Annotated in this window: 14 protein-coding genes; 8 read left to right on the forward strand and 6 right to left on the reverse strand. The window is 57.7% G+C overall.

The window, feature by feature from the left end:
- Window positions 1-9: 9 nt before the first annotated feature.
- Window positions 10-540 carry an Rrf2 family transcriptional regulator gene (locus tag Q1A20_RS13740; RefSeq protein ID WP_367180902.1) on the reverse strand — a complete coding sequence of 177 codons (531 nt, stop codon included), beginning with the start codon at window positions 538-540 and terminating at the stop codon, window positions 10-12.
- Between Q1A20_RS13740 and Q1A20_RS13745 the strand changes: the two genes are divergently transcribed.
- Together Q1A20_RS13745 and Q1A20_RS13750 are read left to right on the forward strand one after the other, a co-directional pair.
- Window positions 528-1,991: an MFS transporter gene (locus Q1A20_RS13745; protein WP_299401929.1), complete on the forward strand. Its 1,464-nt coding sequence runs from the start codon at window positions 528-530 to the stop codon at window positions 1,989-1,991. The genes Q1A20_RS13740 and Q1A20_RS13745 overlap by 13 nt on opposite strands.
- Window positions 1,988-2,548, forward strand: a complete 561-nt coding sequence (locus Q1A20_RS13750; protein WP_299401930.1) for a bifunctional 2-polyprenyl-6-hydroxyphenol methylase/3-demethylubiquinol 3-O-methyltransferase UbiG — start codon at window positions 1,988-1,990, stop codon at window positions 2,546-2,548. The genes Q1A20_RS13745 and Q1A20_RS13750 overlap by 4 nt, the downstream gene beginning before the upstream one ends.
- Before the next feature lie 408 nt (window positions 2,549-2,956).
- Here the strand turns inward: Q1A20_RS13750 and Q1A20_RS13755 are convergent, their stop codons facing one another.
- Window positions 2,957-3,880: a LysR family transcriptional regulator gene (locus Q1A20_RS13755; RefSeq protein ID WP_299917150.1), complete on the reverse strand. Its 924-nt coding sequence runs from the start codon at window positions 3,878-3,880 to the stop codon at window positions 2,957-2,959.
- A 92-nt stretch (window positions 3,881-3,972) separates the two neighbouring features.
- On the opposite strand from Q1A20_RS13755, the gene Q1A20_RS13760 reads away from it, so the two are divergent.
- From Q1A20_RS13760 to Q1A20_RS13780, 5 genes are all read left to right on the forward strand, one after another.
- Window positions 3,973-4,380: a RidA family protein gene (locus Q1A20_RS13760; protein ID WP_299401932.1), complete on the forward strand. Its 408-nt coding sequence runs from the start codon at window positions 3,973-3,975 to the stop codon at window positions 4,378-4,380.
- A gap of 162 nt (window positions 4,381-4,542) precedes the next feature.
- Window positions 4,543-5,373 (forward strand): alpha/beta hydrolase, encoded by an 831-nt coding sequence (locus tag Q1A20_RS13765; RefSeq protein ID WP_299401933.1) that lies wholly within the window; start codon window positions 4,543-4,545, stop codon window positions 5,371-5,373.
- A 444-nt stretch (window positions 5,374-5,817) separates the two neighbouring features.
- The gene (locus Q1A20_RS13770; protein ID WP_299401934.1) at window positions 5,818-6,297 is read left to right on the forward strand and encodes a hypothetical protein; all 480 of its coding nucleotides are present in this window, start codon (window positions 5,818-5,820) and stop codon (window positions 6,295-6,297) included.
- A gap of 217 nt (window positions 6,298-6,514) precedes the next feature.
- Entirely contained in the window at window positions 6,515-6,838 is a 324-nt protein-coding gene (locus Q1A20_RS13775; RefSeq protein ID WP_299401935.1) for a hypothetical protein, read from the forward strand.
- A gap of 373 nt (window positions 6,839-7,211) precedes the next feature.
- On the forward strand, window positions 7,212-7,982 hold the full coding sequence (locus tag Q1A20_RS13780; protein ID WP_299401936.1) for a class I SAM-dependent methyltransferase: 771 nt from the start codon (window positions 7,212-7,214) through the stop codon (window positions 7,980-7,982).
- A gap of 508 nt (window positions 7,983-8,490) precedes the next feature.
- Here Q1A20_RS13780 and Q1A20_RS13785 read toward each other — a convergent pair.
- From Q1A20_RS13785 to Q1A20_RS13800, 4 genes are all read right to left on the reverse strand, one after another.
- Window positions 8,491-9,636, reverse strand: coding sequence for an aldo/keto reductase (locus Q1A20_RS13785; RefSeq protein WP_299401937.1), 1,146 nt, complete (start codon window positions 9,634-9,636; stop codon window positions 8,491-8,493).
- Between the two features lie 153 nt (window positions 9,637-9,789).
- Window positions 9,790-10,308, reverse strand: a complete 519-nt coding sequence (locus Q1A20_RS13790; protein WP_299401938.1) for a nuclear transport factor 2 family protein — start codon at window positions 10,306-10,308, stop codon at window positions 9,790-9,792.
- A 241-nt stretch (window positions 10,309-10,549) separates the two neighbouring features.
- Entirely contained in the window at window positions 10,550-11,449 is a 900-nt protein-coding gene (locus tag Q1A20_RS13795; protein WP_299917156.1) for a helix-turn-helix transcriptional regulator, read from the reverse strand.
- A gap of 249 nt (window positions 11,450-11,698) precedes the next feature.
- Window positions 11,699-12,604: a LysR family transcriptional regulator gene (locus tag Q1A20_RS13800; protein WP_298969283.1), complete on the reverse strand. Its 906-nt coding sequence runs from the start codon at window positions 12,602-12,604 to the stop codon at window positions 11,699-11,701.
- A gap of 124 nt (window positions 12,605-12,728) precedes the next feature.
- Here Q1A20_RS13800 and Q1A20_RS13805 point away from each other — a divergent pair, with 124 nt between their 5' ends.
- Window positions 12,729-13,691: a tripartite tricarboxylate transporter substrate binding protein gene (locus Q1A20_RS13805; protein ID WP_298969284.1), complete on the forward strand. Its 963-nt coding sequence runs from the start codon at window positions 12,729-12,731 to the stop codon at window positions 13,689-13,691.
- The last annotated feature ends 33 nt before the right edge of the window (window positions 13,692-13,724 follow it).

Raw genomic sequence — 13,724 nt, forward strand, 5'->3', positions numbered from 1 at the left:
CGCGCTCGGTCAGGTATCCTTGTGGCTCTCCGCTTGGTTTCGCCAGCCATCTGCAAGCTGTGCAACGGTGATTACGTCCAGTGAGTGTTCAAACTGCCGCCGGGCTGCTGCGAGTGCTTCGTTAGTGGCCGCGTAGGCAGACTTCGCCAGCAGGCAGCTCGGATCGTCGTCATCGTTGCCAATGGCAAAGAGCTGCGGGGATCCAAGCGCCTGATAGATGACCAGAAGCGTGATCTGGTCCAGAGGCTTTGCCAGAGACCAGCCGCCACCATGCCCCTTTACCGATGTAACAATGCCCGCATCGCGCAAACCCGACATGGTTCGCCGTACCACAGCGGCGTTTGTCTGAAGCATCTGAGCGATCTGCGCAGATGTGGCAGGGGCGTCCATCCCGTCCAGATGGAGGAGGGCGTGAAGCACGCGGGAAAGTCGATTGTCCTGTCGCATGAGGTATTTTATCAAACTCACGCAACATTTGAAAGCACAAGAGGTTGACTCTTTCTCTATCATGATACATACGAAGTTACATGAGTATCGCATCTAAAACTGATCACAGCCCCGACCGCGCTGCCACGAAGCGATGGGCGGCACTGTCGGTTCTGTTCATCGCGAGTTTCATGAACCTGATCGACGTCAGCATCGTGAACGTGGCCCTCCCGCAGATAGAAGCCGATACCGGTGCCACCCCGACGCAGCTTGAATGGGTCGCGGCGATCTATGTGCTGGCTCTGGCGGTCGGTCTGCTGCCTTGTGGCCGCTTTGGAGATGTCTTCGGGCGGCGGCGCATGTTCATCTGGGGGGTGATCGGGTTTACGGTGTCGTCTGCCGTTTGTGGTCTTGCACCGGATGTGGTCGATCTGATCATCGCGCGGGCGGCCAAGGGCATCGCGGCGGCGATGATGGTGCCGCAGGTACTTGCGATCGCGCATGTGATCTTTCCACCCGAGGAAAAGTCTCGCGTCTTTGGCCTGTTCGGCACCGTGTCCAGTCTCGCCGTTGTGGCGGGCCCCATTATCGGTGGGGCGTTGATTTCGGCGGACATTGCGGGTCTTGGCTGGCGCTTGGCTTTCCTGATCAACATACCGCTTGGCATTGCGGCACTCATCGGCACACGCACGTTCGTTCCTGCTTTGGAAGCGGAAACAGATAGCCGACCCGACTGGATCGGCACGACGCTGTTCACGGTTGCGGCCATTCTGCTTGTCTTGCCGCTGATCGAAGGCCGTGCCCTCGGCTGGCCGTGGTGGACCTTTGCCGCGATCACTGCGTCTATCCCCGTTACCCTCGCCTTCATGGCATATGAACAGAAACACAGTGCGGCAGGCCATTCGACCCTGATGCCGCCGAGTCTTCTGGCGAACATGCCATATCTGCGACGTCTCGGGCTGGTGATACTCTTCTTCAGTGGCGTGCCGGGTCTGTTCCTCGTCCTTGCCATTTTCCTGCAATCTGGCTTTGGCCTGACGGCGCTGCAAAGCGGCCTCGTTACCACGCCCTTCCCTGTCGGCGTCATGCTGGCCTCAATGACAACGGAACGGTTTGCGAACCGTTATCTGTCACTGCGCATTGCGATTGGTGCAGCGCTGCTTTTGATCGGCATGATCAGTTTGCGGAGCGTCATTCTATCCACGGGCGCAGAGCTGAACCCTTATGCGTTCACACCGCCGCTGCTGATCTGTGGCTTTGGCATGGGCACGGCAATCATGTCGCTCTTCCAGGTGACCATGTCGAGCGTCGAGGCACAGGATGCCGGTGCAGGCTCTGGGGCCATGCAGGCCTTTCAACAGATCGGTGCGGCGCTTGGTATCGCCATTGCCGGGTCCATCTTCTTCGGGTCGCTCGGTGAAGGCGGAATGGAGACAGAGGCCGACATCGCCTCGCGTTTCGTGGACGCTGCTGCGACAGCCACGCTTTACTCAATCGCCGTCTTTGGAACACTGATGCTGCTTGTGGGCGCGTCCGCATGGAAAAAGGGAGAAACTACCGCATGACACGCGCCCAACCTCAAGACGACCCCGCTGCCTTCTGGGAAGGCCACTACGCGAAAATGACCAAACCCTCCGGCGGGCGTCCATCTGCCGTCTTAGTGCGCTTCACAGCGGGCCGCCCACCCGGTCGCGCGCTCGATCTTGGTTGCGCGCGGGGTGACGATGCGATCTGGCTTGCCAAGCAGGGATGGACCGTCACGGGCGTTGATGTTGCGGAGGCTGCGCTGAACGCAGCACGGCGGGCGGCGGAAACCGCCGGCGTCGCAGGCGAAACTCGATTTGAGCGGCACGATCTTGGCGTATCAATCCCGGACGGAGAATTTGACCTCGTGACGGCCATGTTCCTGCATTCACCGGGTAAGTTCGACCGGGTGTCGGCGCTGCAACGCGCCGCAAACGCTGTGGCGCCGGGTGGTTTGCTGCTGATCGGCGCGCACGGCTCACGTGCACCCTGGTCATGGGCTGATCCGGATACGGTCTACCCAACCGCCGCCGACGCGTTGACCGATCTCGATCTCAATCCGTCCGAATGGGATGAGGTTTTTGTCGACCCCATTTAGCGGACTGCAAACGGACCAAATGGGCAGACAGCCGTGGTCATTGATACCGTGATTGCGATCGAGCGACGGTAGAGTCGACATAGGCTTTGATGAACCGGAGAGCGGGCTTGCCCGTGATGTGAGAGTTCGATCCATCATAGATTTTGCGTGTGCGGCGAAAGTCGGAAAGGCTGTCGCACGCGAGGCATCAAAGTGTCGCATCGAACCGCGGGAATGCGTCGCAATCGTCAGGATGGATGCCAGCCACCCAATGGCCTCAATCCAGCTCATATCTGCCAGGTTATGCACCTTTATCCCTTCCAGTACGCGCCGGATGCCAAAGCGCACTCGCCAAGTATCGCACGTCTGGACTGATCGTGGTGATCAAGCGCGGCGAATGTCTGCTCTGACGAACCGCACCGCAGGTGGTCAAATTACTTTGCTGGAACGAAGTTTTCTGAGGTCTTCACTTAACATATCGATGAAGCGGCGGACCCGCGGCTCGAGCAGACGCTTGTGGGGGTAGAGCGCAAGGATCGGGACCTGCCCATGGTTGAGCCGGGGGAGCACCCGTTCCAGGCGGCCCTCATCAATGTCGACGCCGACCAGAAGTTGCGGCAACAGGGCGATGCCGAGCCCTTCCAAAGCGGTTGTGCGCAAAGCTTCGGCGCTGTCGAGCCGCAGGCGGACCTGACCCTGGGCGCGGACCCAGGTGCCGTCTTCCTCTTGCAGATGCCAGCCCTGCCGTTCACTGCGGCTTGCGAACTGGAGCAGATCGTGGCGCGTGAGCTGTTCGATGTTCAGGGGTCTGTCGCGCCGCTCAAAATACGCCGGGGCCGCGCATAACACCGCTTCATTCCGCAGAAGTGTCCGTGCGATGAAACCCTGATCGGGCGGGGTCACACCGACACGGATCGAAAGGTCGAAGCCCTTCTCGATGATGTTGTCAATGCGGTCTGACAGCGACAGCTCGATCTGTGTCTCAGGCCAGGTTTCCAGATATCGGCGCACGGTTGGCAGCAGTAACCTGCGTCCCAGGGCGTCTGGCGCAGTGATACGCAAGACACCACGCGGGACGCCGCTGTCACTGGCAATACTGTCATCAGCGGCCTCGATTGCCTGACGAATGGCCTGCCCGTATTCGAAAAGGCGTTTTCCCTCCTGGGTCAGATCCAGAGCACGTGTGGTCCTGTTCAAAAGTCGCGCTCCATAGCCGTCCTCTAGCCGTGCGACGGCCTTCCCGGCGGTTGAGCGCGACAGCCCGAACATCTTGCCAGCAGCAACGAAGCTCCCGGTCTCAACGACTGAGAGAAACAACAGGATGTCGTTCACCTTCGACCCGATCATGTGCATTTGTAGCACATAGATCGAGACTGAAGCGAATATAATTCGCCATCTGCTAGGACTAAGTCTTTCGGCATGACAGTCAATGAAAGGAGAAAGACATGTCCGCTTCAATTGATCGTATGAACCCTCCAGCTCTGCCGGATGCCGGCAAGGTCGGTTATTCGCAAATCTCGATTGCGCACCCAGGCCCGTTGGCTTTTGTGTCCGGCCAGGTGGCATGGCGCCCCGATGGCACCACTGCACCCGGATCGCTGGCAGAACAGACCGCAATTGTGGTCACGAACCTGCAAGGCGCCCTCGATGCGCTTCAGGCGTCGACAGATGACATCGTTCAGATGCGCATCTACATGACCGACCTGCGGCCTGAGACGCAGGAGATTGCCATGGCCGAACTCATGCGCTTCCTCGATGGCGCGCAGCCGAGCCTGACCGGCATCGGCGTGGCCGCCCTCGCAGGCCCGGAGCTTCAGATTGAGGTGGAAATGGTGGTGCAAGTCGCCGCCTGATTAAAGCCAAGGAAACGCACACCCATGACACCCATGATCCCCTACCAACCCGGGCCGAACCGGCGCGCGGTATTGTTGACAGCTGCTGCCACTTCCACCGTTGCCCTACTGCCGCGCGTCGCATCCGCCCAAGCACAACCCGAATTCAAAGGACCAAAAGAAATGTCTACTTTCACAACTTCAGACGGGACCGAGATCTTTTATAAAGACTGGGGCCCAAGAACCGCACAACCCATCGTTTTCCATCACGGCTGGCCGCTGTCCGGCGATGACTGGGACAACCAAATGCTCTTCTTCGCCTCCAAGGGCTTTCGCGTCATCGCTCATGATCGTCGCGGGCATGGTCGTTCTGAACAGACCGACATTGGTCATAACATGGACACCTACGCCGCGGATGTCGCTGAACTGGTCGAAGAACTGGATCTGACAAATGCGGTCCATATCGGCCACTCCACGGGCGGCGGCGAAGCGGCACGATATGTCGCGCGCGCTGAACCCGGACGGGTTGCCAAGGCAGCACTACTTGCGGCAATTCCACCCCTGATGGTGCAGACGGATGCAAACCCCGATGGCATTCCAATGGAGGTTTTCGACGGGTTCCGTTCCGCCCTGGCGGCCAATCGGGCGCAGTTCTATCTTGATGTCCCCTCTGGCCCCTTCTTTGGTTTCAACCGCGAGGGCGCCGAGGTCAGCCAAGGTCAGATCCGGAATTGGTGGCGGCAAGGCATGATGGGCAGTGCATCGGCGCACTACCAGTGTATCAAGGTCTTTTCGGAGACTGATCAGACCGAGGACCTCAATGCAATTGATGTCCCTGTGCTCATCATGCATGGCGCTGACGACCAGGTGGTACCGATTGCCAACTCAGCGGAGAAAGCAGTGAAACTTCTCAAGAACAGCACGCTGAAAGTCTATGAGGGCCTCTCCCACGGTTTCTTCGCGACGCATCCTGATCTCGTGAATGCCGATCTTCTGGCGTTCATCGATGCGTGACCAAAGCAAGCGACGGGGGTCAGCAGACCGCCGTCGCTATCAAGACCTCTTTGGCTGCCTGTCATCCGGACCCGCTGGTACCTTCTTCTGAAAGGCTGCAAGTTCGTCGCGCGGTTGCTCTATGAGACCGGCAACACTTTGACCGGCCGCGGAGCCCAAGAACGGGTCGCGCGCCGCATCAAGCGTGCCTTCTGTCGCTGCATTCGCGACCTGACAGCGATACACCTGAACCATTTCAAGGCGCTGTCACCGGACAGGCGTCACAGAGCTCAAGTTAGAAGGGTATATCTCGGCATAAGAGCGCACGCGCTATTGCGGTTGCCGATCAGCGGTATTTGACTGAAACGAGGATGGCTTCCAGAGCGTCCCTTGACACATCAAGAGACACCCTGCGACGCTTCTGATCGAAGATCGTCAATTGTCCAAATGATGGAACCATTCTCTATGCGATTTCTCCTTTTTCTTCCCCTTGTCAGCCTATTCCCACTCTCGGCTTTTGCTGATGAAATCGTGCCTCAAGACGGTGCTTGGACAACACAGATGACAGAGGTGACGCTCACTGAAGCCTGTCCCGCCGAGACCACGGCGGCGGTGCTGCCTCAGTTTGAGCAAAGCCTGGAGCAGCCAAGTACAAGGGAGGTTGAGTTCGGCGGTCGTTTTGACCCCAACCTTCTGGAAGAGGGAGAGAGGCCTTACGGCTGGTCTCAAACGGGCGACAACACCTGGGAAGGTGCGATGTTGAGCGATGGTGATCAGAAAATAGGCATCGCGACCCTCACAGTTCAGAGCGATGCGCTGATTTCTGTCCTCGGTGAAGTTGAGTTGGCCCCGATGCTGAATCCCGCGGAAGATCCGGATTTCACCGCCATGTTTCCGCCTGGCTGCTCAGCCCAGATGACTTTTCAAATAAACCATGACGGTTAGTCAATTTCTTGCTGGTCACGGTGATTAGAGCAACCACGCAAATCTCGCGCGTCTCTTTGTTTGGTCAGTTTCGGCAGTGTCACCGCCTGCCAATAGCGGGCCCGTCAGGTCGGGGTCAGAGAACATTTGCGATACCCTGTGCATCCTGCCGTCAAAGGCCAAATTCTTGAGGCGTTCCGCTGTTACTGTTTCATGTGCAACTAAAAGAGGAGCCAAAATGAAGTTCAGATTTCCTGCCTTAGCAGTGGTCTTTTGTCTTTTCGCCTCCAGCGTGTTGGCAGAAATGATTGTAATCAACGGCAGATATATCGTCCCAAAAGACTCAATTCGCGGGTATTTCTACCGCCAAAGCGATCAACAGACAGTATTTGATATCCGTTGGAGCGATTGGTCTACGCAGTACAGGTGCCAAGATCTATACGACCGGACCAGAGTTCAGGCAGCATCCCTCAATTTCGTTCTCCAGATAAGCGAGGCCAGCGCTTTAGACTTTGAAGACTTTCTGGACAGTGAAGGTTTTGTAGAGTGCTCAAAATTCTAAAGCGCAGCGATGCCTGGCGAAGAAGTCATGATATCAAAATAGCCATGTATTGAGCTTCCCATCGTGATATTCGCGAGCAGTCATAGAAAGTCGGCTGGTCCGCGTCGTCGTCCTTCATGACAACAAATTGCTGCGCGCTGCACGAGCAGCTTGGTCTAGGGATGCGGCGAGATTTTTTTGTGACGTGAACGGTGGTTTTGGGCCGTGAACTCCCTCGGATTTTCGGGAAACTGGGCCAAATGCTGCATGACTGTAAGGCAGCCTCGGGCCCACAACAGACCTGCATTGCACCGTGGGTCCAACGTGTCTTGGCAGTGCATTGCAGCGAGTTTTTATGATAAAGAAAATCTCACGGAAAACGGAGATGGCATCGATGACGCGCGATTACCTTTCGATCAACAAAGATATCTGGAATGCCGATGCCACCAATTGGGTGGAATTTGCCAAAAGTCGTTGGAGCCTTGAAGTACCGGCATGGGGCAATTGGGGAAACTCCGATGCGGGTTTACAACTGCTGCCCATGGACATGACCGATATGGATGCAATCGAACTCGGATGTGGCACGGGATACGTTGCGGGCTGGATGAATCGACGAGGTGCGCGTGTCACGGCAATCGACCTCTCCACCGAGCAATTGAGCACAGCGCGGCAAATGTCGGAAAAACACGGCGCAGATATCACTTTCATCGAGGGGAACGCCGAACAAATCGGCCTTCCGGATGCGTCCTTCGACTTTGCGATCTCGGAATATGGCGCATCGATCTGGTGTCCACCTGACAAATGGCTTCGGGAGGCATGGCGATTGTTGCGCCCGGGTGGGCGGTTGGTTTTCCTAGGAAACCATCCGCTATCGCTGATCTGCTCACCCCTTGATGGCGCGCCTGCCGACCGGACGCTGCATCGACCTTACCGCGAGATGTGGGGGGCGGATTGGACAGAGGTCGAATACGAGCCAACCGGTGTATGCTTCAATCTGACGATTTCGTCTTGGATCGACCTTTTCACGGACATCGGTTTTGCTGTCTCGAAGTATCAGGAGCTTTACGCTCCCGAAAGCGCGATGGGCACACGTGCAGCGATCCCGGCAGACTGGGCAAAGAGCTACCCTGTGGAACAAGTCTGGCATTTACTGAAGCATGAATGACCGTTTGGTCACGCTATGGGCGTGCCAAAGCAATGCAGGGATATTTGTCAACGTCGCGATACGCCTTAGCCGAGAACAAGATAAAAAGAACAAGCCGCAACAGTTTTCCGCATGAGGAGGTTGGGAGCACAATTGGCCTGGACTGTGATCCATGTGTTTTACCCGGTCTGTGTGACACCAATTTGCACGGGCGTCGCCGCGTAGTTTAAATCACTCAGATGGCTGGAGTGCTGGGCACATTTTTGCCTGCTCCTTTGCTGCGACCACACCGATGCCCCGACTTGTAAAGGCATGGGGTGGCAAACGATATTGACTGCGAGACAGCCCTCAAGGTGAAGTCGACGGCATCGGCGCTCAAAGGGGAACGACGAGGTGGATCAGATGGGTTTGTCTTGGAATTACTCTATGAAATCTAAAGTTGTGCTCAGGTGTTGCGGCTACATGAGAACGGCTGATGTCAAAGCCGCATGACTCTGACATCAGTGATATACTTTATTTTCCTGGTGTTTCAGGCCCTGGGTGGTGCCTCCACTTCTGACCAGGCTTCGACCATTGGTGGCATGCGCGCGCCCTGAACATCAATCGCGGCAACCTGGCTGTTCAGTTCGGCCAACTCGTCTGGCGTGAAGTTGATGGCTGCGGCTCCGGCATTTTCCAGCATGTGCGGCATCTGGGTTGTGCCAGGGATGGGAACGATGGACGGCCCCTGGGCGAGCAGCCATGCCAGGGCGATCTGACCGGGGGCCGCGTTCTTGCGATCCGCCCAGGATTTGACCAGATCGACCAAAGCGAGGTTCGCTTGTCTGTTTTCGGTATCCATACGGGAAGTACCAGCGCGGAAGTCGCCCGGCGCAAAGCTCGTTCCCATATCGATGGCCCCGGTGAGAAAGCCATACCCCAAGGGGCTGAACGGTACAAAGCCGATGCCAAGCTCGGCACAGAGGGCCAGTAAACCGTCTTCCGGCCCCCGCCACAGCATCGAATACTCGTTTTGCACGGCGCTGACGGGCAGCGCAGCATGCGCCCGGCGCAGGGTATTTGGTCCCATCTCGGAAAGCCCCCAATGCAAGACCTTGCCCTCATCCATCAGGTCCTTGACCGCGCCCGCGACGTCCTCGATGGGCACCTCAGGGTCAACGCGGTGTTGATAAAGAAGGTCGATCCGGTCCGTGCCCAGCCGTTGCAATGACCCCTCCACAGCTTGTTTGATGTGGGACGGTCGGCTGATCAGGCCCGGGGCCCATGCGCCGGTTTCAAGATCGACGTTGAAGCCGAACTTGGTCGCGATCTGGATCTGGTCACGAAACGCACCGGAGGCTTCGCCCAAGATACGTTCAGATTCGTGGGGGCCATAGACCTCGGCGGTGTCGAAGAAGGTGATACCCTGATCAAACGCGGTCCTGATAATGTTATGCATCTCGGATCTGTTGGGAATGGTCGTCTGAAAGGTCCGACTGTGGTTCTGCACGCCAAGGCCGATCGCGGATACCTCAAGCGCGCCCAGCATGCGCCGGCCTTGCGGCGCCGTTGAGTTGCCCGCGGGCGCGTTTGCTGACTGGGCGGCCCCGCGCGTCGCTGCGAAACTGCCCAAAGCGACGGCGGCAGCACCTGCGGTGAGGATGGAACGGCGGGTAGGGTCAGTTGGGGTAGTCATGGGGTAACTCCTTGTGTTTGTTGATAGGGTCTGGGTACTTTTCCGAACGGTCAGGCTTAGGCGGTGAACCGAGCTTTCGCATCACTGGCGACCTCGATGGCCCCGACCATGCCGAGGCCCGCCGGTTTCCTAGAGAGGGGCCGAACATGAAGTCTAAGAGAGTGGGGTTTCTGGTGCAGTTTCAGAAAGCAGATCCGTCAGGGCACCGCTTTCCCATGCCGGCACTGTTTCAAGGGCCGTAACCTGCCACCCCTTTTCGGTCAGTTTCAGGACATAGTTGAGCCGACCGGTCTGCTCCCAACGCATGGAATTCAGATGGTAGGTCGCGTGATAGCGGGCCGTGACGCGCGCGATCAGGGAAGAGGATGCCAGCACTTCGATGTCGGTAACGGCGTGATGGGTTTCATCAAACTTTGGCAAAAGCGCGGCCCAGGTTGCGATCAAAGTCTGTTCATCGACCCGGGCACCGGATTGAGTGGCGAGAGACAGTTGGTTCAGAATGATGTGGTCCGTGAATTTCAGGTTCAGTCTGTCCCAGGCGTGATCATCGGCAGCTTTTGCGATGCCTTCCAACAGGGTTGTGATCTCGGTTTCCAAGGTCGTTTCGGCTTGAGTGATCGTTGAGGTTGAAACCATCAAGATCGCAGCGGTTGCAATAGCTGCTACTTTCATTGGTCATTCTCCTGTCAAATCCGTCGAGCGTCTTGCCCGATGACACAGAAGATACGGTGGCAGGGACCCGATGAATTGAAGAGACTGCCAGAGTTTTTGAATATTCTTGCTCGGAAATGGGTGGATGTCAGAGCCGCCAATTGCCCAAATTAGAGTTCCGCGCGGTTAATCGGCGCGGGCCCTTTGTCTGGTCAATCCGCTGCGTTATCCAAGGATTTTGTCCGTTGCGTTGGAAAACGGTTTAGTTTGGCGCGGCAGGCTGACGTGTCGAGCGGTGTGCAGACGGTGTTTGACCGGTCAGTTGCTTGAAGGTGCGCGTAAAATGCGCTTGATCCGCAAAGCCGCAGTCAAGCGCGATCTCTCCCAGGGAGAGGGTCTGATCTTCCATGCGGCGCATGGCTTGCTCGACGCGGTATGACAGCACGAACTGCATGGGCGACTTGCCCATCACTTCTTTGAACACCCGGCTGAAATGCGACGTCGACATGCCAACTTCTGATGCAAGGTCATCAAGCACGATCGTGCGGTCGATGTTTGTGCGCACGTGCCCCAGCACCCTTTGATAATGCGCGGACGTAAAGCGTGAGGACAGGGCTATTTCTTCTGGTCGACGCTGACCGTATTTCTGCAAGAGTTTGACCAGAAAGACGCGCGCCATCGCTTCGAACATGACGGCGGAGGACATGTCGTTTGCTGCGATGCTGTCGCGGAGCATCACACCCGCAGCACATAGATCCGCATCCGAGAACTGTGGGAGATCCTCGAATTGCTTGTCAGAAAGCAGCATCCCCAACTCACGTTCGGCAAAGTGCTGGACGGCCACGGGTTCCAATGTGACGACGATGACATCCGATTGTTCAAACCAGCGCCAGCCCGACCGGACCCCGGCTGGGGTAAAGATGATCTCATTTTTGCAGAACTGGAAATCCCGTAATACGCCGTTGCGACGGTTCTGCACTCGATGAGGTTCTTCCTTGAGATTGAGCAAAAGATGATGCTCTGAGAAAATATCTTCTGGCATTGAATCAGGCGGGGCCTGAAAATACTGCACCGACATCAGACGCGCCGCGGAGACATGCTCGATCCCTTCGCTATCGATCAGCGGTAGCGATGGATAGATTTCTCTGTAGCGCCGCGGCATTCGAACCCCTCTCCTTGGCAATATCCCTTCAATACTAGCCTCTTCGGGCATCGCGGCTATGCAATATCCGATCATTTTTCGAGGAAATATCGATCATTCTTGGGATGTCTGACCGGCAGACGTGTGTTTGAAAATACCCTGCGTATAGGATGGTAGCGCAGCATGGGTCGTATCGCTGAAGCGATACACCGCGTTTGATACTGCCCAAGTGCCGTTATCAGAAACGATCCACGGCCCGTATGTCGGAGCCTATGCGCCTGGCTTTCGCGCGCAACGTTCCAAGTATATGAGGCGTAGCGCGTCCTCGAAAGCGCGTATCAACTCTGTTTTTCGCTCCGGGTTTGGGATGAAATAGCCAAATTCGATGTCCATGCGCGGCTCCCAATCGATCAGCCTGACCTCTTTTTCCAATTCGGGGTCCAGCGCGATTGGGTCAGCAAAGGTGAAGCCCAGACCGCGTTGAACAAGCCGGTAAGCAGCCGAGCCGAGCGAGACCTCATGTGCAACGTCAAGCTTTGCACCAATCGTCGCCATTTCCTGATCCGCGATACGCCGAATGACCGTTGTTTCGTCCAGCGCGATGTAGGGAATCCCGGTCATATCGCCCGGCCGCAACACCGCGCGATCTGCCAACGGGTGGTCCTTGCGAATAGCAACCTTCAGAGGCGCCGCGCCAAGGCGGACCGGCGTCGGCTGGTCGATGGGCAACGGCAGTGCCGAGACGCCAATGTCATAGCGGTCGTTCATCATGCGCCGCCCCAGATCGCGGCGCAGGTGAATTTCCAGCTTGATCGGTTGGTCGGCAAATACGTCCCTGAGGCGTTCGATTGCGGGAACGATAAGGCCATTCACGATCCGCGTTTGCGCGATGATCCGAAAGGGGTCTTGCGTGCCGGTCTGGATTTGCTGGACGAATTGCGGCAGGGCCTCGATCTGAGACAGGATGCGCAGCGCTTCGGGCAGGAAGCGTTCCGCCTCTGCTGTGGGGATCAGGCGACGCTTGTCGCGCCGGAAGAGCTCTATCGCGAATTCTTCTTCCAGCAGGTGCAGCAGTCGGCTGGCCGCGGATTGGCTGAGGTTCATGGCGTCGGACGCACGGGCCAGCGTGCCCTCTTGCATCACAAGGGTGAAAACCTTCAGGCTGCGCAAATTCACTGTTCGAATTTCTCGATTTATAGTTCTGATAATTGCGTTTTTTATACATGATCGATTAGGCTACCGTCTAGCCTTGATTGCAGTGGCGCCGCCTGAACGCGTCAACGCCTAAAGGGAGGACATCATGAAACGACGTGACTTCATCACCACCGGTCTAACCGCAACCGCAGTACTTACGGCGGGCCGGGGGCTGGCCGAATGGGCACCGCGACGGCCGATCAATGCTATTCTGCCCTACTCGGCAGGCGGGGGCACGGATGCGCTTGCGCGGGCGGCGGCCGCCGCAGCTGACGGAATTCTGCCGGTGCCGCTTGTCGTCGTGAACAAGCCCGGATCATCGGGCATCACAGGGGCAACCGAGGCCGCAGCCGCGCGTCCCGACGGCAACACGGTCATGGTCACCTCTGCCGGGTCGTTCCTGCTGACATCCATGCTGCGCGAAACGGATGTGAACCCCTTCGATAGCTTCGACATCATTGCCCAGATCGGCAACCTGACACCTGCGATCATCGTGCCCGCCAACAGCCCGTTCCAGTCGGTTCAGGACTTCGTTGATGCCGCCCGCGCAAACCCTGGCAGCCTGCGGTGGGCCCACAACGGGCGTGGCGGGTTTCATCAGGTGGCGGGCCAGAGCTTTCTGAACCGCAACGCGCTTGAGGCTCAGGACGTGCCGTTCAAAGGCGGCGGGCCGACCCGCGCCGCCGTGATCGGAGAGCAGGTCGATTTCGCCTTTGTCGGCATTCAGCAGGCCGCAGGATTCGAGAATGAGTTACGCGTGCTGGCGCTGGTGGCACCCGAGCGTGACCCGATCCGCGACGACGTGCCGACGCTGGAAGAGCTTGGTTTTGACTATGTCGCGGTGTCCTCGCCCATCGTGTTCTTTGCGCCCAAAGGCACCGATCCAGAGATCATCCAAGGCATGGAGGCGGCATTGCAACAGATCACCGAGACGCAGCAGTTCGCCGACCTCATGCGCGAGCGCGGCAATGTGCCGGCCTTTCTGAACGGCGCCGAGACCGAAGCCCGCCTGCGGCAGATGCAGGCAGACACGCGGCCCGTCATCGACGTGCTGAAAAGCCAGGGCTGAAACCAGTGACCCTAGGGTCTTCTCCTGCCCCTC

The organism is uncultured Roseobacter sp. (genome assembly GCF_947501835.1).
GTDB lineage: Bacteria > Pseudomonadota > Alphaproteobacteria > Rhodobacterales > Rhodobacteraceae > Roseobacter.

Bases quoted from the DNA above. Each gene is read 5' to 3' on its own strand.
- Q1A20_RS13750 (WP_299401930.1), top strand. From the start codon at position 1,988: ATGACACGCGCCCAACCTCAAGACGACCCCGCTGCCTTCTGGGAAGGC.
- Q1A20_RS13775 (WP_299401935.1), top strand. From the start codon at position 6,515: ATGAAGTTCAGATTTCCTGCCTTAGCAGTGGTCTTTTGTCTTTTCGCC.
- Q1A20_RS13755 (WP_299917150.1), bottom strand. From the start codon at position 3,880: ATGCACATGATCGGGTCGAAGGTGAACGACATCCTGTTGTTTCTCTCA.
- Q1A20_RS13765 (WP_299401933.1), top strand. From the start codon at position 4,543: ATGTCTACTTTCACAACTTCAGACGGGACCGAGATCTTTTATAAAGAC.
- Q1A20_RS13805 (WP_298969284.1), top strand. From the start codon at position 12,729: ATGAAACGACGTGACTTCATCACCACCGGTCTAACCGCAACCGCAGTA.
- Q1A20_RS13795 (WP_299917156.1), bottom strand. From the start codon at position 11,449: ATGCCGCGGCGCTACAGAGAAATCTATCCATCGCTACCGCTGATCGAT.
- Q1A20_RS13760 (WP_299401932.1), top strand. From the start codon at position 3,973: ATGTCCGCTTCAATTGATCGTATGAACCCTCCAGCTCTGCCGGATGCC.
- Q1A20_RS13790 (WP_299401938.1), bottom strand. From the start codon at position 10,308: ATGAAAGTAGCAGCTATTGCAACCGCTGCGATCTTGATGGTTTCAACC.
- Q1A20_RS13745 (WP_299401929.1), top strand. From the start codon at position 528: ATGAGTATCGCATCTAAAACTGATCACAGCCCCGACCGCGCTGCCACG.
- Q1A20_RS13785 (WP_299401937.1), bottom strand. From the start codon at position 9,636: ATGACTACCCCAACTGACCCTACCCGCCGTTCCATCCTCACCGCAGGT.
- Q1A20_RS13780 (WP_299401936.1), top strand. From the start codon at position 7,212: ATGACGCGCGATTACCTTTCGATCAACAAAGATATCTGGAATGCCGAT.
- Q1A20_RS13770 (WP_299401934.1), top strand. From the start codon at position 5,818: ATGCGATTTCTCCTTTTTCTTCCCCTTGTCAGCCTATTCCCACTCTCG.
- Q1A20_RS13740 (WP_367180902.1), bottom strand. From the start codon at position 540: ATGCGATACTCATGTAACTTCGTATGTATCATGATAGAGAAAGAGTCA.